At 66.9% G+C, this 18,007-nt stretch carries 23 protein-coding genes; 13 read left to right on the plus strand and 10 right to left on the minus strand.

The genetic code is table 11. The annotated features are described in order from the left end of the window. Nucleotides 1-150: 150 nt before the first annotated feature. Entirely contained in the window at nucleotides 151-1,833 is a 1,683-nt protein-coding gene (phaC, locus tag KF707C_RS26635) for a class II poly(R)-hydroxyalkanoic acid synthase (RefSeq protein WP_003453215.1), read from the plus strand. A 69-nt stretch (nucleotides 1,834-1,902) separates the two neighbouring features. Beyond that, complete coding sequence (locus KF707C_RS26640; RefSeq protein ID WP_003453217.1) at nucleotides 1,903-2,517, plus strand: TetR/AcrR family transcriptional regulator; 615 nt, start codon at nucleotides 1,903-1,905, stop codon at nucleotides 2,515-2,517. 48 nt (nucleotides 2,518-2,565) lie between these two features. Here the strand turns inward: KF707C_RS26640 and KF707C_RS26645 are convergent, their stop codons facing one another. From KF707C_RS26645 to KF707C_RS26655, 3 genes are all read right to left on the minus strand, one after another. Next, nucleotides 2,566-3,483, minus strand: a complete 918-nt coding sequence (locus KF707C_RS26645) for a phasin family protein (protein ID WP_003453219.1) — start codon at nucleotides 3,481-3,483, stop codon at nucleotides 2,566-2,568. A 10-nt stretch (nucleotides 3,484-3,493) separates the two neighbouring features. After that, nucleotides 3,494-3,925 carry a phasin family protein gene (locus KF707C_RS26650; RefSeq protein ID WP_003453221.1) on the minus strand — a complete coding sequence of 144 codons (432 nt, stop codon included), beginning with the start codon at nucleotides 3,923-3,925 and terminating at the stop codon, nucleotides 3,494-3,496. A 165-nt stretch (nucleotides 3,926-4,090) separates the two neighbouring features. Further along, nucleotides 4,091-4,366, minus strand: coding sequence for a polyhydroxyalkanoic acid system family protein (locus tag KF707C_RS26655; protein ID WP_003453223.1), 276 nt, complete (start codon nucleotides 4,364-4,366; stop codon nucleotides 4,091-4,093). 131 nt (nucleotides 4,367-4,497) lie between these two features. On the opposite strand from KF707C_RS26655, the gene ubiE reads away from it, so the two are divergent. From ubiE to KF707C_RS26705, 10 genes are all read left to right on the plus strand, one after another. Next, complete coding sequence (gene ubiE, locus KF707C_RS26660; protein WP_003453225.1) at nucleotides 4,498-5,268, plus strand: bifunctional demethylmenaquinone methyltransferase/2-methoxy-6-polyprenyl-1,4-benzoquinol methylase UbiE; 771 nt, start codon at nucleotides 4,498-4,500, stop codon at nucleotides 5,266-5,268. Further along, nucleotides 5,268-5,885, plus strand: coding sequence for a ubiquinone biosynthesis accessory factor UbiJ (locus tag KF707C_RS26665; protein WP_003453227.1), 618 nt, complete (start codon nucleotides 5,268-5,270; stop codon nucleotides 5,883-5,885). Before ubiE ends, KF707C_RS26665 begins: the two co-directional genes overlap by 1 nt. Next, a complete protein-coding gene (ubiB, locus tag KF707C_RS26670) occupies nucleotides 5,882-7,474 on the plus strand; it encodes a ubiquinone biosynthesis regulatory protein kinase UbiB (RefSeq protein ID WP_003453229.1) in 1,593 nt (530 codons plus the stop codon). Before KF707C_RS26665 ends, ubiB begins: the two co-directional genes overlap by 4 nt. 79 nt (nucleotides 7,475-7,553) lie before the next feature. Then, nucleotides 7,554-7,955, plus strand: coding sequence for a phosphoribosyl-AMP cyclohydrolase (hisI, locus tag KF707C_RS26675; protein WP_003453231.1), 402 nt, complete (start codon nucleotides 7,554-7,556; stop codon nucleotides 7,953-7,955). Next, a complete protein-coding gene (locus KF707C_RS26680) occupies nucleotides 7,948-8,283 on the plus strand; it encodes a phosphoribosyl-ATP diphosphatase (RefSeq protein WP_036993227.1) in 336 nt (111 codons plus the stop codon). The genes hisI and KF707C_RS26680 overlap by 8 nt, the downstream gene beginning before the upstream one ends. Nucleotides 8,284-8,308: 25 nt before the next feature. Then, on the plus strand, nucleotides 8,309-8,572 hold the full coding sequence (locus KF707C_RS26685) for a twin-arginine translocase TatA/TatE family subunit (protein WP_003453235.1): 264 nt from the start codon (nucleotides 8,309-8,311) through the stop codon (nucleotides 8,570-8,572). Nucleotides 8,573-8,578: 6 nt separating this feature from the next. Further along, a complete protein-coding gene (gene tatB, locus KF707C_RS26690; RefSeq protein ID WP_003453237.1) occupies nucleotides 8,579-9,100 on the plus strand; it encodes a Sec-independent protein translocase protein TatB in 522 nt (173 codons plus the stop codon). Further along, nucleotides 9,097-9,897 carry a twin-arginine translocase subunit TatC gene (gene tatC, locus KF707C_RS26695; protein WP_003453239.1) on the plus strand — a complete coding sequence of 267 codons (801 nt, stop codon included), beginning with the start codon at nucleotides 9,097-9,099 and terminating at the stop codon, nucleotides 9,895-9,897. Before tatB ends, tatC begins: the two co-directional genes overlap by 4 nt. Next, nucleotides 9,894-10,601 (plus strand): 16S rRNA (uracil(1498)-N(3))-methyltransferase, encoded by a 708-nt coding sequence (locus KF707C_RS26700; RefSeq protein ID WP_003453240.1) that lies wholly within the window; start codon nucleotides 9,894-9,896, stop codon nucleotides 10,599-10,601. The genes tatC and KF707C_RS26700 overlap by 4 nt, the downstream gene beginning before the upstream one ends. 51 nt (nucleotides 10,602-10,652) lie before the next feature. Next, nucleotides 10,653-11,075, plus strand: a complete 423-nt coding sequence (locus KF707C_RS26705) for a UPF0158 family protein (protein ID WP_003453242.1) — start codon at nucleotides 10,653-10,655, stop codon at nucleotides 11,073-11,075. A 114-nt stretch (nucleotides 11,076-11,189) separates the two neighbouring features. Here KF707C_RS26705 and KF707C_RS26710 read toward each other — a convergent pair whose 3' ends face one another. The 5 genes from KF707C_RS26710 to pip form a co-directional block, all read right to left on the minus strand. Further along, nucleotides 11,190-11,924 (minus strand): amino acid ABC transporter ATP-binding protein, encoded by a 735-nt coding sequence (locus tag KF707C_RS26710; protein ID WP_003453244.1) that lies wholly within the window; start codon nucleotides 11,922-11,924, stop codon nucleotides 11,190-11,192. Continuing rightward, nucleotides 11,917-12,879, minus strand: coding sequence for an amino acid ABC transporter permease (locus KF707C_RS26715; RefSeq protein WP_003453245.1), 963 nt, complete (start codon nucleotides 12,877-12,879; stop codon nucleotides 11,917-11,919). Before KF707C_RS26715 ends, KF707C_RS26710 begins: the two co-directional genes overlap by 8 nt. Nucleotides 12,880-12,970: 91 nt before the next feature. Then, nucleotides 12,971-13,762 (minus strand): transporter substrate-binding domain-containing protein, encoded by a 792-nt coding sequence (locus tag KF707C_RS26720; RefSeq protein WP_003453249.1) that lies wholly within the window; start codon nucleotides 13,760-13,762, stop codon nucleotides 12,971-12,973. Between the two features lie 121 nt (nucleotides 13,763-13,883). Continuing rightward, the gene (gene dtd / locus KF707C_RS26725; protein WP_003453251.1) at nucleotides 13,884-14,321 is read right to left on the minus strand and encodes a D-aminoacyl-tRNA deacylase; all 438 of its coding nucleotides are present in this window, start codon (nucleotides 14,319-14,321) and stop codon (nucleotides 13,884-13,886) included. Further along, nucleotides 14,321-15,295 carry a prolyl aminopeptidase gene (pip, locus tag KF707C_RS26730; protein ID WP_003453253.1) on the minus strand — a complete coding sequence of 325 codons (975 nt, stop codon included), beginning with the start codon at nucleotides 15,293-15,295 and terminating at the stop codon, nucleotides 14,321-14,323. The genes dtd and pip overlap by 1 nt, the downstream gene beginning before the upstream one ends. Before the next feature lie 95 nt (nucleotides 15,296-15,390). Here pip and KF707C_RS26735 point away from each other — a divergent pair, with 95 nt between their 5' ends. Next, nucleotides 15,391-15,822: a hypothetical protein gene (locus KF707C_RS26735; protein ID WP_085986668.1), complete on the plus strand. Its 432-nt coding sequence runs from the start codon at nucleotides 15,391-15,393 to the stop codon at nucleotides 15,820-15,822. A gap of 111 nt (nucleotides 15,823-15,933) precedes the next feature. On the opposite strand, the gene hutG is transcribed toward KF707C_RS26735, so the two are convergent. Together hutG and hutI are read right to left on the minus strand one after the other, a co-directional pair. Continuing rightward, complete coding sequence (gene hutG, locus KF707C_RS26740) at nucleotides 15,934-16,737, minus strand: N-formylglutamate deformylase (protein ID WP_003453257.1); 804 nt, start codon at nucleotides 16,735-16,737, stop codon at nucleotides 15,934-15,936. Continuing rightward, nucleotides 16,730-17,938, minus strand: coding sequence for an imidazolonepropionase (hutI, locus tag KF707C_RS26745; RefSeq protein ID WP_003453259.1), 1,209 nt, complete (start codon nucleotides 17,936-17,938; stop codon nucleotides 16,730-16,732). Before hutI ends, hutG begins: the two co-directional genes overlap by 8 nt. Nucleotides 17,939-18,007: the final 69 nt, after the last annotated feature.

An 18,007-nucleotide genomic window follows, 5' to 3' on the forward strand; every position in this document is an offset into this window, starting at 1 on the left:
GGCGGCGGCCGGGCGGCCGAACCAGAGCGGTGCGCCCTGTCACGAACTTGAATTCTGCCCGCGATAGTCTGGAATGCACTTCGGACTCCAGATGGTACAAGCCTTGCTGTAGACCTCCTGAACCACGGACCGAATACGGAGCGCTGCCCCATGCGAGAAAAACAAATCCCGGGCACCTTGCCGGTACCCACCGCCTTCATGAACGCGCAGAACGCCATTGTCGGCCTGCGCGGCAAGGATCTGTTTTCCACCGTACGCAACCTGGCGCTGCATGGATTGCGGCATCCGCTGAACAGCGCACGCCACGTGCTCGCCTTCGGTGGCCAGGTGGGACGCGTGCTGCTGGGCGACACCCTGCACCAGCCCAATCCCCACGACAGCCGCTTCGCCGATCCTTCCTGGCAGCTCAACCCCTTCTATCGCCGGGGCCTGCAGCTGTACCTCGCCTGGCAGAAGCAACTGGCCGCCTGGATCGAGGAAAGCGACCTCAGCGACGACGACCGCGCCCGCGCCCGCTTCGTCCTGGCCCAGTTGAGCGACGCCCTGTCCCCCACCAACAGCCTGCTCAATCCACTGGCGGTGAAGGAACTGCTGAACACCGGCGGCCTCAGCCTGATCAAGGGCTTCAGCCAGTTGGTGGATGACCTCCTGCACAACGACGGCATGCCGCGCCAGGTCAGCCGGCACGCCTTCGAGATCGGCCGCAACCTGGCCAACACGCCCGGCGCCGTGGTCTTCCGCAACGAGCTGCTGGAGCTGATCCAGTACAAGCCCATGAGCGAGAAGCAGTACCTGCGCCCCGTGCTGGTGGTGCCGCCGCAGATCAACAAGTACTACATCTTCGACCTCGCACCGGAAAAGAGCTTCGTCCAGTACGCCCTGAAGAACAATCTGCAGGTGTTCATGGTCAGTTGGCGCAACCCGGACGCCCGCCATCGGGAATGGGGCCTGTCCACCTATGTGCAGGCCCTGGAGGAAGCCCTCGACGCCTGCCGCGCCATCTCCGGCAGCAAGGACGTGAACCTGGTCGGTGCCTGCGCCGGCGGCCTCACCATCGCCGCCCTCCAGGGCCACCTGCAGGCACGCCGGCAGCTGCGCAAGGTCAACTCGGCCACCTACCTGGTGAGCCTGCTGGACAGCCAGGTGGACAGCCCGGCAGTGCTCTTCGCCGATGAGCAGACCCTGGAAGCCGCCAAGCGCCGCTCCTACCAGGCGGGCGTTCTCGACGGCAAGGACATGGCCAAGGTCTTCGCCTGGATGCGACCCAACGACCTGGTATGGAACTACTTCGTCAACAACTACCTGCTGGGCAAGGAACCGCCCGCCTTCGACATCCTCTACTGGAACAACGACAACACCCGGCTGCCCGCCGCACTGCACGGCGACATGCTCGACTTCTTCAAGCACAACCCCTTGACGCGCCCCGGCGGCCTGGAGATCTGCGGCACCGCCATCGACCTGCAGAAGGTCACCGTCGACAGCTTCAGCGTGGCCGGCATCAACGATCACATCACCCCCTGGGACGCGGTCTACCGCTCCGCCCTGCTGCTGGGCGGGGACAGCCGTTTCGTGCTGTCCAACCGCGGGCATGTCCAGAGCATCCTCAACCCGCCCGGCAACCCCAAGGCCAACTACTACGAGAACGGCAAGCTCACCTCGGACCCCCGCGCCTGGTACTACGACGCCAGGCACATCCAGGGCAGCTGGTGGTCCGAATGGCTGGACTGGGTACAGGAACGCTCCGGTGAGCAGCGGGAAACCATCATGGCCCTGGGCAACCAGGACCATCCCCCCATGGAAGCCGCGCCCGGCACCTACGTGCATGTGCGCTGAACAGTCCCTCGGCCGGCCGGATGCGTCCGGCCGGTCCCACCTTTTCGGAATGCCTGGCAAGTAACCTGGATGAAGACCCGCGACCGCATTCTCGAATGCGCCCTCGACCTGTTCAACCGCAACGGCGAACCCAACGTCACCACCCTGGAAATCGCCACCGAATTGGGCATCAGCCCCGGCAACCTCTACTACCACTTCCACGGCAAGGAGCCCTTGGTGATGGCGCTGTTCGAGCGCTTCCAGGAGGAACTGGCGCCGCTCCTCGACCCGCCCGACGATGCCCGCCTGGACGCCGAGGATTACTGGCTGTTCCTGCACCTGATCGTCGAGCGGCTGGCCCGCTACCGCTTCCTCTTCCAGGACCTGTCCAACCTCGCCGGACGCCTGCCGAAGCTGGCACGGGGCATGCGCAACTGGCTGAACCACCTCAAGCGCACCCTCGCCGCCCTGCTGGCGCGACTCAAGGCCGAGGACCAACTGGTGAGCGACACGACGTCCCTCGGTCAACTGGTGGAGCAGATCACCCTGACCCTGCTGTTCTCACTGGATTACCAGCGGGTGCTGGGCAACGAGGGAGAGATCCGCCTGGTGGTCTATCAGGTCATGATGCTGGTGGCGCCACACCTGCGCCCGGACTCCCGGCACGCGGCGGAGAGTCTCGCACGGCGCTACCTGGAGGCCTGAAACGCAAACGCCCGGACAAGCCGGGCGTTTGCGTCATGCCGACAGGCCTCAGGACTGGCTGGCCGGCGGTGTAGCGGGTGCGGCGGGAGCGGAGGTGGGGGCTGCAGCCGGAACCGGAGCAGCCGCGACCGGTGCGGCCACGGGTGCCGGAGTCGCCGCCGGGGTCGGGGCTGCGGGCTTGGCGGCCTTGGCTGCTGCGGGCTTCCTGGCGGCCGGCTTCTTCGCTGCTGCCGGTTTCGCCGCGGCGGGCTTGGCAGCCGCAGCCGGCTTGGCAGCGGCTTTCGCTACGGCGGGCTTGGCTGCAGCCGGTTTGGCCGCCGGTTTAGCCGCTGCCTTGGCGGCCGGTTTGGCGGCCGTGGCGGGCTTCGCGGCGGCGGCCGGCTTGGCTGCTGCGGCGGGTTTCGCAGCAGCAGCCTTCGGTGCCGGCTTGGCAGCAGCGGTCTTGGCAGCAGGTTTGGCGGCTGGCTTGGCAGCGGGTTTCGCGGCAGCCTTGGGTGCCGGTTTGGCGGCAACCTTGGCGGCGGGCTTGACCGCCTTGGCCGATACGCCGGTGAGCTTCTCGAGCTGCTTGGTCAGGGCATCCACCTTGCCTTGCAGATCCTTCACCTCAGAGCGGCTGGGCACGCCGAGACGGGAAATGGCGCTGTTCAGACGCTTGTCGAAAGCCTCCTCCAGCTCGCTCCACTTGCCGATCGCCTTGCCCTTGACCTCTTCGACCTTGGACTTGGCGGTGTCGACACGGGTGCCGACCTTCGACTTGACCGCATCTACCTGCTTGTCCACCTCGGTCTTGGCCTGCTTCTCGGCCTTCTCGCCATCCTTGACCAGCGTATCGAACAGCTTGGAGCCGTCGTTGCTGATCTTCGAGTAGGCCCCCAAGCCAGCCAACCAGATCTGGCGCGAGTATTTCTCGATCTCGCCGATCCAGGAGTTGGTGTCTTTATCGGTTTTTTTCTTGCCAGCCATCCTGCTCTCCTTATTTGGTTCGCGCGACGTGCTCGAGCAACGCGCTCAGCTCATCAAGCTTAGCAGAGAGTGCCTCAACGTCCTGCCGGGAGGGAATACCGATGCGGTTGAGTGCGCTCGCCACGCGGGCGTCGAACGCCTTCTCGATCTTGTCGAGTTTCACCTCGACCTTCTCCTTGACACCAGTGACGCTGCTCTTGACCGCATCGAACTGGCTGTTGGCGGCTTCCACCTGCTCCTCGACGAGCTTCTTGCCCTGCTTCTCGACGCCTTCGCCGGCCTTCACCAGCTCCTTGAAATAGTCGACGCCCTCGGCCCCCGCCTTGGCGTAGGCCCCCAGGCCCGCCAGCCAGATCTTGCGAGCGTAGAGCTTCACGTCGGCCAGCACGGTGGGCTTGCTTTCGACTTTCTCGACCTTCTTCTTGACGGCAACTTTAGCCATGGTGCACCTCACGCGAAATGGTAGATGTCTCGCCCTTTCTCAGGGCTTGAGCGCAAGGTATCGGGGAAAATTAGAAACCGCATACTAGCCGCGGCAAAGGCGCCCCGAGCGGGGCACCGGTGGGAGCGAACTCATCCGCGAAGCGCCCCCAGCAGAGGGGCCGGCTCAGGCCAGGTATTCGTCCAGCGCCTTCTCGATCTCGCGCTTGATGCTGCCGCTCATGGCCGAGAGCAACAGGCCCAGCTTCACCTCGACGCGCACCTTGGCGTCATTCACCTCGATTTCACCGTCAGCGCCGCTGCGCTTGAACTCCAGGGTGTCGCCACGCCACTGATAGCGCACGTCGTACTCCCGGGCGAGGCGCTCGGCCAGTTTCTCGGCTTTCTCGCGCACCGCCTCGCGGCCGAGGTGGTGGGGACGTTCGACGTGGATACGGGCCATTGCGCTACTCCTGACTGCGACTTTCGGTCGCGCGACTATAGCGCGAGGGCGGGGGGCGTCGCACGCCGTTGCCAAGACAAAGGCGGGCGCCGGCATTAGAATGGCCGCCACTCAAATCCGGTGGCAGCGACATGAACGACCAGCGCAAAGGCAACGACGCCGAACCCACGACGCATTTCGGCTACAAGCAGGTTCCCGAAAGCCAGAAGGCCGAAAAGGTCGCCGAGGTGTTCCACTCGGTGGCGGCCAAGTACGACCTGATGAACGACCTGATGTCGGGCGGCGTGCACCGTTTGTGGAAGCGTTTCACCATCGAGCTGTCCGGCGTGCGACCGGGCAACCGCGTGCTGGACATCGCCGGCGGTACCGGCGACCTCACCCGCCAGTTCTCCCGCCTGGTGGGCGCGACCGGCGAGGTGGTGCTCGCCGACATCAACGCCTCCATGCTCAAGGTGGGCCGCGACAAGCTGCTGGACAGCGGCGTCGCCGGCAACGTCAGCTTCGTCCAGGCCGACGCCGAGAAGCTGCCCTTCCCCGACAATCACTTCGATGTGGTCACCATCGCCTTCGGCCTGCGCAACGTCACCCACAAGGACGAGGCGCTGCGCTCCATGCTGCGGGTCCTCAAGCCCGGCGGCCGCCTGCTGGTGCTGGAGTTCTCCAAACCCACCAGCGGCCTGCTGTCCAAGGCCTACGACGCCTACTCCTTCAGCCTGCTGCCGCTGATGGGCAAGCTGATCACCAACGACGCCGAGAGCTACCGCTACCTGGCCGAGTCGATCCGCATGCACCCCGACCAGGAAACCCTGAAGGCCATGATGGTGGAGGCCGGCTTCGAGCGGACCACCTACCACAACATGACCGGCGGCATCGTCGCCCTGCACCGCGGCATCAAGCCCTGATGCTGACCCAGGCGCTGCTGGCCGGAATCGAGCTCGGCCTGAACCGGGTGCTGGCCCTGGACAGCACCGCCTTGCCGCGCCTGTCCGCCCTGGAAGGCAGCGTCATCGAAGTGGACTGCCAGAGCCCCGCGCTGACCCTCTTCCTGCTCCCCGGCGGTGACGGACTCAAGCTCTCGGCCCACTGGTCCGTCCCCGCCGATTGCCGTCTGCGCGCCCCCGCCGGGAGCCTGCTGAAACTCGCCATCAGCCAGGACAAGACCGCCGTGTTGCACAGCCCGGACGTCAGCCTCGACGGCGACAGCGCCGTGCTGCTGGAGCTGGCCGCCATCCTCCAGGACCTGGAGCTGGACTGGGAGTACGAACTCTCCCGCTGGCTCGGCCCCGTGGGCACCCAGTTGCTCGCCGGCCACCTGAAAAGCCGCGCCAGTTGGGCCGGCCAGGGCCTGGACAGCCTCAGGCAGAACCTCGCCGACTACCTGGCCGAGGAGTCCCGCACCCTGGTTGGGCGCCGCGAGGCCGAAGCCCGCTTCGCCGAGCTGGACCGCCTCAAGCTTGCCCTCGACCGCCTCGATGCCCGCGTCGAGCGCCTGAACCAGAGAAGCACCCCCAACGCATGAAGCTGCTCGCCGCCCGCCGCCTGCTGCGCATCCAGCAGGTCGTCATCCGCTACCGCCTCGATGACCTGCTGTTCGAACTGCCGCTGCCCTGGTTCCTGCGGGCGCTGGCCTATGTCCTGCCCTGGCGCTGGCTGCCGCGCAAGACGCTGGACCTGTCCCGTGGTGCGCGCCTGCGCCTGGCCCTGGAGGACCTGGGACCGATCTTCATCAAGTTCGGCCAGTTGCTGTCCACCCGCCGCGACCTGATGCCGCCGGACATCGCCGATGAGCTGGCCCGCCTGCAGGACCAGGTGCCGCCCTTCTCCCCCGAGAAGGCCGTGGCGCGCATCGAGGAAGAACTCGGCGCATCGGTCGGCGACCTCTTCGCCCGTTTCGACGTCGCGCCCCTGGCCTCCGCTTCGGTGGCCCAGGTCCATGCCGCCCAGCTCAAGAGCGGTGAAGAAGTGGTGGTGAAGGTGATCCGCCCCAACCTGCGGCCGATCATCCGCCAGGACCTCGCCTGGCTGTTCCTCCTCGCCCGCCTCGCCGAACGCGCCTCCGCCGACGCCCGCCGCCTGCGCCCGGTGGAAGTGGTGGACGACTACGCCAAGACCATCTACGACGAGCTCGACCTGCTGCGCGAGGCGGCCAACGCCAGCCAGCTCAGGCGCAACTTCGACGGCTCGCCGCTGCTCTACGTGCCCCAGGTCTACTGGGACCTCTGCCGCCCCAAGGTGCTGGTGATGGAGCGTATCTACGGCATCCCGGTGACCGACCTGGCCACCCTGGCCGACCAGCGCACCGACATGAAGCTGCTGGCCGAGCGCGGCGTGGAGATCTTCTTCACCCAGGTGTTCCGCGACAGCTTCTTCCACGCCGACATGCACCCGGGGAACATCTTCGTCAGCACCCGCCAGCCCTGGAACCCGCAATACATCGCCATCGACTGCGGCATCATCGGCAGCCTCACCCCCGAGGACCAGGACTACCTGGCGCGCAACCTGATCGCCTTCTTCAAGCGCGACTACCGCCGCGTCGCCCAACTGCACATCGACTCCGGCTGGGTGCCGCCGGAAACCCGGGTGAACGACTTCGAAGCGGCCATCCGCACCGTCTGCGAGCCCATCTTCGAGAAGCCGCTGAAGGACATCTCCTTCGGCCAGTTGCTGCTGCGCCTGTTCCAGACCGCCCGCCGATTCAACATGGAGGTGCAGCCCCAACTGGTGCTGCTGCAGAAGACCCTGCTGAACATCGAGGGCCTGGGCCGCCAGCTCTACCCGGACCTCGACCTCTGGTCCACCGCCCAGCCCTTCCTCGAGCGCTGGATGCGCGAGCGGGTCAGCCCCCTGCACCTGCTGCGAAATCTCCAGCAACAAGCCGAGCAGGTGCCCCACCTGTCGCAGATGGCCCGGGAAACCCTGGAGCGCCTGACCCAGCCCGGCGCCATGGCGAAGCAGGCGGAACCCGCGAAAACCGTCGAATGGCCGGCTCGCCTGCTGGGCGCCCTGCTGGTCGCCGGCGCCGCCGCGCAGGACCTCGCGCCCACCGCCGAGACCTGGCCGAGCTGGCTGATGCTGGCCGGCGGTCTCTATCTGGTGCTACGCCGATAGCCAGCCCGAAATCACGCTGGCACACTAGTTCGAATCCGAGCGCCGGTCCCCCACGACCGGCCACGCAGTGGAAAACCCGATGAAAGACTGGCTGGAAGAGATCAACTGGAACGCCGATGGCCTGGTGCCGGCGATCGCCCAGGACCACAAGACGGGCCGCGTTCTGATGATGGCCTGGATGAACCGCGAATCCCTCGCGCTCACCGTCGCCGAGAACCGCGCCATCTACTGGTCACGCTCCCGTGGCAAGCTCTGGCGCAAGGGCGAGGAGTCCGGTCATGTGCAGCGCCTCCACGAGCTGCGCCTGGACTGCGACGCCGACGTCATCATCCTGATGGTGGAGCAGTTGGGCGGCATCGCCTGCCATACTGGCCGGGAAAGCTGCTTCTACCGCGTTTTCGAGGACGGCGGCTGGAAGACCGTCGACGCCGTGCTCAAGGATCCCCATGCCATCTACGCCGCAGGACACCACCATGAGTGACACCCTCGCCCGCCTGGCCGAGGTGCTGGAAGAGCGCAAGAATGCCGCGCCGGACAGCTCCTACGTCGCCAGCCTGTACCACAAGGGCCTGAACAAGATCCTGGAGAAGGTCGGCGAGGAAGCCGTGGAAACCATCATCGCCGCCAAGGACGCCGCCGCGGGTGGCGACGCCAGCGACGTCATCTACGAAACCGCCGATCTCTGGTTCCACAGCCTGGTCATGCTCGCCGCCCTCGGCCAGCACCCCCAGGCCGTCCTGGATGAACTGGATCGTCGCTTCGGCCTGTCCGGGCACGCCGAGAAGGCCGCCCGCCAGCCCTCCGCCTGACAAAGACAATCAAGAGGAACACACCATGGGTATTTTCGACTGGAAACACTGGCTGGTCATTCTCATCGTCGTCGTACTGGTCTTCGGCACCAAGCGCCTGAAGAACCTCGGTTCCGACGTCGGCGAAGCCATCAAGGGCTTCCGCAAGGCCATGAACACCGAGGAAGGCGACAAGACTCCCGAGCAACCGTCCACCACCGCCCAGCAGACCGGCGCCCCGCTGAACCAGCCGCACACCATCGACGGCCAGGCGCAGAAGGTGCAGGACCCCGTGACCCGCAAGGACTGATGCACCATGTTCGGTATCAGCTTCGGTGAATTGCTGCTGATCGGCCTGATCGCCCTCCTGGTGCTCGGGCCGGAGCGGCTGCCAGGCGCGGCGCGCACGGCCGGGCTGTGGATCGGTCGTCTCAAGCGCAGCTTCAACACCATCAAGACGGAAGTGGAGCGCGAGATCGGCGCGGACGAGATTCGCCGCCAGCTGCATAACGAACACATCATGGCGCTGGAGAAACAGATCAAGGACAGCATCGTCCCGCCGACGATGGAATCCCTGCTCTCCGACGGCGAGCCCGAGGCCGACGCCCCTGCCGCAGCGCCGACCAGCCCGGCCCCGGCCGCCACGGCACCCGCTGCGGCCAGCCCGGCACCGGCACAGCCGGCCACCGCCGCACCTGCGCCGAGCGCGCCGGCTGCCCCCCAATCGACCGGCCAGGGCACACCCGCCCAGGCGCCAGCGCCCGCGGCGAACGCCCCGGCCAGCGGTGCCGCACCGCAGGTCCCTGTAGAACCGCCACAGCCGTCCCGCACCCCATGAGCGACCAGAAGCCGGAACTGGACCAGGAAATGCCCCTGGTCTCGCACCTCACCGAACTGCGTACGCGGCTGTTGCGCTGCGTCGCAGCGATCTTCCTGATCTTCGCCTGCCTGTTCTACTTCGCCCAGAAGATCTACACCCTGGTCTCGGCGCCCCTGCGCCAGTACCTGCCGGAAGGCGCCACCATGATCGCCACCGACGTGGCCTCGCCCTTCCTGACCCCCTTCAAGCTGACCATGGTGGTCGCGCTCTTTCTCGCCATGCCGGTGATCCTGCATCAGGTCTGGGGCTTCATCGCCCCCGGCCTGTACAAGCACGAGAAGCGCATCGCCATGCCCCTGCTGGTGTCCAGCATCCTGCTGTTCTACGCCGGCATGGCCTTCGCCTACTTCCTGGTGTTCCCGCTGATCTTCCACTTCTTCGCCAGCGTCACCCCCGAAGGCGTGTCGATGATGACCGACATCAGCAGCTACCTCGACTTCGTGATGACGCTGTTCTTCGCCTTCGGCGTCGCCTTCGAGATTCCCGTGGCGGTGGTGCTGCTGATCTGGATCGGCGTGGTGAACGTCGAGTACCTGAAGCGCATCCGCCCCTACGTCATCATCGGCTGCTTCGTCGTGGGCATGATCCTCACCCCGCCGGACATCTTCTCCCAGACGCTGCTGGCGGTGCCGATGTGGCTGCTGTTCGAGGTGGGCCTGCTGTTCGGCAGCATGATCCGCAAGCGCGGCGACCACCCCGAGGACGAGGCCGGCGACTCCAGCGAGCCGCCACAACCGCCCGCGCCGCTGTCTTGAACCTGCTGCTCCTCGAGGACGCCGACTTCATCGCGGCGAACCGGGCGCGCCTGGAAGGCCGTCGTCTGAAGCACCTGCATGAGGTCCACCGCGCCGAGGCCGGCGACACCCTTCGGGTCGGCCGCCTCGGCGGGTCGATGGGCCAGGGCCACCTGCTGCGCCTGGACGCGGACATGGCCGAGCTGGAGGTGACCCTCGACCAGCCGCCGCCGGCCAAGCTGCCCCTCACCCTGCTGCTGGCCCTGCCACGGCCGAAGATGCTCCGTCGCGTGCTCCAGACCGTCGCCGCCATGGGCGTGCCGCGCCTGGTGCTGCTGAACAGCTACCGGGTGGAAAAGAGCTTCTGGCAGACCCCCTTCCTCGAACCCGAGGCCATCCGCGAACAACTGATCCTGGGACTCGAGCAGGCGCGGGACACCCGACTCCCCGACGTGCTGATCGAAAAGCGCTTCAAGCCCTTCGTCGAAGACCGCCTGCCCGCCCTTGCCGCCGACACCCTGGGGCTGGTGGGCCACCCCGGCGACTTTCCCGCCTGCCCGCGCGCCGTGGAACGGCCCGTGACCCTGGCCATCGGCCCCGAAGGAGGCTGGATTCCCTACGAGGTGGAGAAGCTGCAAGCAGCCGGCCTGCAGCCGGTGCAACTGGGGGAGCGCATCCTTCGGGTAGAGACCGCCGTCACAGCCCTGCTTGCCCGATTGTTCTGAGGCCCCGGGCTGGCGTAGGCTTTTCCTGAACCCAAGGCCGAGGATCCCGCCATGCGCCCGCTGACCATCGACCTCGACCAGCTCGCCTTCGCCCTCAACACCGCCGGACTGGACCACTACCTGGACCTGCTGAGCGGCAAGGTGCTGCTGATTCCCGAAGAAGACGCCGACCCCGAACTGGAGACCCTGCTGCGGGAGGAGCCCGAGCGCTTCCTGCTGGTGGAGCCCCTGAGCCAGGGCGACGAGCTCCGGCTGATGCAGGAGTTCCTCCACGAAGTGGTCCATCCCCACGCCTTTTCCGCCCTGGAGCAGGCCCTGGCCGGGCGCAAGCCGGCCCGTACCTTCCGACACATCCTGATGGAGTACCCCGTGCTACTGGAGGCCTGGCACCAGTTCGAAGCCGCGCGCCTGCGGGAGCTGGCCCAGGACTGGCTGGAAGAGAACGAACTCAAGCCGGCGACGCCCTTGCACTGAAACCTTGCGGGGCATACCGATCCCCGCATCATCCAGCCGCTTGGGCCAGGCGCAGCGCGGCCCAAGCGGCCGGCCTTCGCTCCGCTCAGCCACAACCTGCGAAACGGGCTCCGCTCAGAGCACCTGGCGCAGGAAGCTCTGCGCACGCGGGTCGCGGGGCGCGTCGAAGAACTGCGCGGGCGGCGCGTCCTCCAGCAGCTTGCCGTGATCGAAGAACAGCACCCGGTCGGCCACCTCGCGGGCAAAGCCCATCTCATGGGTGACGCAGACCATGGTCATGCCTTCCTGGGCCAACTGTTTCATCACATCCAGCACCTCGCCCACCATCTCCGGGTCCAGCGCCGATGTCGGCTCGTCGAACAGCATCACCTTGGGATCCATGCACAGGGCGCGGGCGATGGCGACCCGCTGCTGCTGACCGCCGGAGAGGCGCGAAGGGTACTCGTTGGCCTTCTGGGCGATCCCCACCTTGGCCAGCAGCGCCTGGGCCTTGGCCTCGCGCTCGGCCTTGCCGCGCTTGCGCACGACCTTCTGCGCCAGGCAGAGGTTCTCCAGCACCGTCATATGGGGGAACAGGTTGAAATGCTGGAACACCATGCCCACCTCGCGGCGGTAGGCGTTGATATCGGTCTTCGGATTCGCGAGGTCGAGGCCGTCGATGCTCACCGAGCCGGAATCCAGTTCCTCCAGGCCGTTGAGGCAGCGCAGGAAGGTGGACTTGCCGGAGCCGGAGGGTCCGATCACCACCACCACCTCGCCACGCTTCACGGAGGTGGAGACGTTATCCACGGCCCGCACCTCATGGCCACGGGCATCGAAGACTTTCAGCAGGTTGCGGACTTCAATCACTTTTCCCGAGCCTCCGCTCCAGGCGGCTGGCGATTTGCGACAGCGGCAGGTTGATGACGAGGTAGAGGGCGGCCACGCAGAACCAGATCTCGAAGGTGGAGAAGGACGTGGTGATGGCTTCGCGACCGCTCTTGGTCAGTTCGGTGATGGCGATGACCGACACCAGCGACGTGTCCTTCACCAGGCTGATGAACTGGCCGGCCAGGGGCGGCAGCACCCGCTTGAAGGCCTGGGGCAGGATCACGTGGCGCATGGACTGGCCGGCGGTCAGGCCGAGGGAGCGCGCCGCCTCGTTCTGGCCCCGGGCGATGGACTGCACGCCGGCACGGACGATCTCGCCGACGTAGGCCCCGGTGAACAGCGCCAGCGCGGCGACACCGGCGAACTCCCGGGAGAGGTCCAGCACGGTGCCGATGAAGAAGTAGAAGATGAAGATCTGCACCAGCAGCGGCGTGCCCCGCACCAGCTCCACGTAGAGGGTGGACAGGTCGCGCAGGGTCGGATTGGCGGACAGCCGGCAGAGGCCGGTGAAGAGGCCGATCGCAAGACCCAGTGCGCCGGACGCCACGGAGATCCACAGGGTCGTCCAGAGGCCCCAGAGCAGCGGGCCGGCGGCCCAGTGACGGGTCACGCCCACCAGGTCGCCTTCGGAAACCTCATCGCCCCGGCTCACCTGCAGGCTGTCGAGGGCCACCTCCAGCACCTGCTCCTCGCCCCCCTCGGCGGTGAGGGTGACTCGGGCCCTGTCGCCGGACTCGGTGATGGCGCTGACGGTTCCGTAGTCGGCGGCGCGCTGGCCCTCCTCCGCCTGGTAGGCGAAGTACTGGGGCACGCGATTCCAGCGCCACTCGTAGGAAATCAGCGAAGTGGAATACCAGAGGCCCCAGCCCGTCAGGACCAGGATCAGGCCGGTCAGAAGGTGCCAGGGCCAGGTGCGGCGATGTTTGCTAGTCACGGGGAATCTCGCTCATGGCGGGGAACAAAAGGCAGGCCCGGCCTTGTGGGCCGGGCCTGCGGGAGCCTGCGTCGAAGATCGGACGGCGGGCTTACTCCATCTCTTTCAGCCAGTCGTTCTTCTTGAACCACTTGGTGTGGATGCGATCGTAGGTGCCGTCGTGGCGGATCTGGTTCAGCCAGTTGTTGATCCAGTTGAGGCTGTCGTAGTCACCCTTCTTCAGGCCGAAGGCGAGCGGCTCGAAGGTGAAGGGCTCCTCCAGGAACACCAGCTTGCCGGCACCGGCCTTGTTCACCGCGACCACGTTGTAGGGCGCGTCGTAGATGAAGGCGTCGGCCTTGCCGTTGACCACATCCATCACCGCTTCCTGCTCGTTGTCGAAGCCGTTGTACTGGGCCTTGGAGATCAGCTTCCTGGCCACCATCTCGCCGGTGGTGCCGATCTTGGAGGTGATGCGGTACTTGGCATCGTTCAGGTCCTTGTAGGACTTGATCTCGCCTTGCAGCTCCTTGCGGATCAGCAGGGTCTGGCCGACCACGATGAAGGGTTCGGAGAAGTTGATGCGCAGGTTGCGCTCCTGGGTCAGGGTCATGCCGGAACCGATCATGTCGAACTTGTCGGTCAGCAGGGCCGGGATGATGCCGTCGTAGCTGGTGGAGACCAGCTCCAGCTTCACGCCCATGGCCTTGGCCATCGCCTTGAGCAGGTCCACCTCGAAGCCGATGATTTCACCGCGCTTGTTGGTCATCTCGAAGGGCATGTAGGTCGGGTCCATGCCGACGCGCAGGGTGCCGCGCTTGACGGCGTCGTCCACCATGCCGGCATGGGCCAGGCCGGTCAGGGCGCTGGCGGCGAACAGCAGGGACGCGAGAAACTTCTTCATTCTTTCTCCTGGTAGGGGCAGACGTTGTTCTTGTGCGAGCCCACGGATGACGGGGCATGGCGCGCATGCTAACCGCCGGAAACGTGGATGGCGAGTCGCAAAAATACCGGGATCGTGACGTTCAGCTTTCGAGGAGGAAGGTCACCGGGCCGTCATTGACCAGGTGCACCTGCATGTTGGCGCCGAAGCGGCCGGTCGCCACCGGGTGGTGCTTCTGCCGGGCCTGCCGCACCAGATACTCGAACAGCGCCTCCCCCTTGGACGGGGGCGCCGCAGTGGAAAAACTCGGGCGCAGACCGCTCCTGGTGTCGGCCGCCAGGGTGAATTGCGAGACCAGCAAAAGCCCCCCTTCCACCGCGCCGACCGAGAGGTTCATCTTGCCCTCGGCGTCGGCGAACACCCGGTAGTTGAGCAGCTTGTGCAGGAGCTTGTCGGCGCTCGCCTCGGTGTCTTCGGGCTCGACGCCCACCAGCACCAGCAGGCCATGGTCGATGGCGCCGACCACCTCGCCCGCCACCTCCACCCGGGCCGCGCTGACCCGTTGCAGCAGGGCCTTCATCAGGCGTCTTCCTCCGGCGGCAGCTCCAGCAGGCGGCGGGCCATCTGGCTGGAGGCGCGCACCAGGGCATCGGTGATCCCGGCTTCGGAGGCCGCGTGGCCGGCATCCCGGACGATCTGCAGCTCGCTGTTGGGCCAGGCCTTGTGAAGCGCCCAGGCGTTGTCCAGCGGGCAGATCGCGTCATAGCGGCCATGCACTATCACCCCCGGCAGGTGGGCGATGCGCGGCATGTCGCGGAGCAACTGGTCAGGCTGGAGGAAGGCGTTGTTGACGAAGTAGTGGCACTCGATGCGGGCGATGGACAGGGCCCGCATCGGCTCGCTGAAGCGCTCCACCACCGGCGCGCTGGGACGCAGGGTGGCGGTGCGGCCTTCCCAGGTGGACCAGGCCTTGGCGGCGTGCATCTGGGCGATCTGGTCCGGCCCGGTGAGTCGCTTGTGGAAGGCCTGCATCAGGTCGCCCTGCTCCTCCGGCGGAATGGGCGCCAGGTAATCCTCCCAGTAATCCGGGAACAGCCGGCTGCAGCCCTCCTGGTAGAACCAGTGGAAGTCCTGCGGGCGGCAGAGGAAGATGCCCCGCAGGATCAGGCCGAGCACTCGCTCGGGGTGGGTCTGGGCATAGGCCAGGGACAGGGTGGAGCCCCAGGAGCCGCCGAACAGCACCCACTTCTCGATGCCCAGGTGTTCGCGAATGCGCTCCAGGTCCGCCACCAGGTCCCAGGTGGTGTTGTTCTCCAGGCTGGCATGGGGCGTGGAGCGGCCGCAGCCGCGCTGGTCGAAGGTGACGATGCGATACAGGTTCGGATCGAAGAAACGCCGGCTCATGGCGTCGCAGCCGGCCCCCGGGCCGCCGTGGATGAACACCACGGGCAAACCGTCCGGCGAACCACTCTCGTCCACGTAGAGCACGTGGGGGGCGTCCACCGCCAGTTCGTGCCGGGCGTAGGGTTTTATCTCCGGATACAAAGTCTGCATGCTGCGCTCCCGAAACTGAGTACAGGCTCGATCCCCCATCGGGTCAGGCCTTCTGAACTGTCCGGCATCATAACGAGGAAAAAATGGAGTTGAACATGCTTTCAAGGATGTGGGTGCTACCGATGCTCGGCCTCCTGGCAATGCTAGCCGGTTGTGGGCGTGACGACCCGGCCGCCGCGCTGGACGCCGCCGTGCAGCGACTGCAGGACAACCTGGAGGCGAAGAAGACCGCCGCCGTGCTGGAGCAACTGCACCCGGAGTTCCTCGCCCGCCAGCAGGACGACCGTGACTGGGCCAGGCGCACCATGACGCTGCTCTTCCTGCGTCACAGGAACGTCGCCGTCCTCGCCCTGAGCAAGGCCAGCTACCTGGACCCCACCTACGGCGAGAAGGGCTACACCGAGGCGCAGGTGGCCCTCACCGGCGCCGAGGGACTGATCCCGGACAGCGCCCGGCACTATGGCGTAAAGCTGGAGTGGTGGTGGGAAGGCGGCGAGTGGAAGCTGGCCAGGCTGGACTGGAAATGAGCGCAACGCCATGGAGGCGACCGGCCCGCAGGAGGATGCGGGCGGCGTTCCGCCAGAGCGCGGGTTCTTCACGGGTGAATCCGCACCGGTAACGACGGATTCACCCCGGACTCAGCGCCCGTAGGTTTCCCGCCCCCACTCCAGCATCGCCTGCAGCAGCTTGCGCAGTACCACCTGGGTCGGGGCGGCCAGGTCCTCGCGGTAGTCGAAGGGCACCTGCTCGTCCATGTAGGTGCACTGCGCCAGCTCCAGCTGCACCGCATGGATGTCGCGGTCCGGCTCACCGTAGTGACGGGTGATGTAGCCGCCTTTGAAGCGGCCGTTCAGCACGTGGCTGTAGTCCCTGGCGTCGGCGCAGACGGCCACCAGCGCCTCGGCCAGGGCCGGATCGCAACTGGCCCCGGCGTTGGTGCCCAGGTTGAAGTCCGGCAGGCGACCGTCGAACAGGCGGGGAACGAAGGAACGGATGGAGTGGGCGTCGAACAGCAGCGCGTAGCCGAACTCCGCGCGTATTCGGTCCAGTTCTTCGCGGAGGCTGCGGTGATAGGGCGTCCAGATCTCGGCCAGGTAGCGCGCCCGCTCCGCCGCCGAAGGTGTCTCGCCCTCCCGGTACAACGGCTCGCCATCGAACAGCGTCTCCGGGAAGAGCCCGGTGGTGGCGGTGGCGTAGAGCGGCGTGTCGTCCGCCGGGCGATTGAGGTCGATGACGAAGCGCGAATACTGCGCCGCCAGGGTGCTGGCCCCCAGGTCGGCGGCGAAGTCGTAGAGGCGCGGGATATGCCAGTCGGTGTCGGTGAGGTCCCAGCCGGCCTCCACCAGGCCCGCTTCCACCGCCGGGGTGAGCAGGGTGCCGGGGTGCGGCATGCTGATCAGCAGGGGGGCGGTGCCCCGGTTGAAGCACAGTACGTTATCCACAATCGATCTCCTGTCCGTGTCGAATCACCCGCTTGGGCAGGTCGCCCCCCAGCCAATAGGCGAGCTCCGCCGGGCGCTGGATGTCCCAGGCGACGAAGTCGGCCACCTTGCCCACCTCCAGGCTGCCGTGGCTGTGGGCCAGGCCCAGGGCCCTCGCACCCTGCAGGGTGGCCCCGGCCAGGGCCTCCTCCGGCGTCAGGCGAAAGGAGGTGCAGGCCATGTTCAGCATCAGGCGCAGGGACAACGCCGGCGAGGTGCCCGGGTTGAGGTCGCTGGCCACCGCCATGGCCACGCCGTGCTTGCGCAGGGCGTCGATGGGCGGCAACCGGGTCTCCCGCAGCAGGTAGAAGGCCCCCGGCAACAGCACCGCCACGGTGCCGGCGGCGGCCATGGCGATGGCGTCGTCCTCGGTCATGTACTCCAGGTGGTCCGCCGACAGCGCCTGATAGCGGGCCGCCAGGCTGGAGCCATGCAGCGACGACAACTGCTCGGCATGCAGCTTCACCGGCAGGCCCAGCTCGCGGGCGGCCTTGAACACCCGCTCCACCTGCGAGGGAGAAAAGGCCAGGTGCTCGCAGAAGGCGTCCACCGCGTCCACCAGCCCGTCCGCAGCCAGGGCCGGGAGGATATCCCGGCAGACCAGATCGATGTAGTCGTCGGCGCGGCCGGCGTATTCCGGCGGCAGCGCGTGGGCGGCCAGGCAGGTGGCCCTGACGGTGATCGGCAACACCTCGCCGAGGCGCCGGGCGACCCGCAGCATCTTGCGCTCGCTGGCCAGGTCGAGGCCGTAGCCGGACTTCACCTCCAGGGTGGTGACACCCTCGCGGAGCAACTGGCGGGCACGCCGCACGGCGCTTTCCAGCAAGGCGTCCTCGCTGGCCCCGCGGGTGGCCCGCACGGTGCTGGCGATGCCGCCGCCCTGGGCGGCGATCTCGGCGTAGCTGACGCCTTCAAGGCGCTGCTCGAACTCGCGGCTGCGGTCGCCGCCGAATACCAGGTGGGTGTGGCAGTCCACCAGGCCGGGCGTGACCCAGGCGCCGCCCAGGTCCACCTCGACATCGTAGGGAATGGCCGGCAGCGCATCGCGCGGGCCTATCCACTCGATGCGTCCGGCGTAGGTGAGCAGCACGGCGTCCTCGATGACGCCGTACCGGCCGCCCTGCATCGTGGCGGCGTGGCAGTTGTGCCAGAGGTGTTTCATATCGGGCCTCATAACAACGCCAGGCCCTCGATGGGCCTGGCCTCAAGTGAATGACAATCCCTTTCCTGA

This window comes from Pseudomonas furukawaii (genome assembly GCF_002355475.1).
Taxonomy (GTDB): domain Bacteria; phylum Pseudomonadota; class Gammaproteobacteria; order Pseudomonadales; family Pseudomonadaceae; genus Metapseudomonas; species Metapseudomonas furukawaii.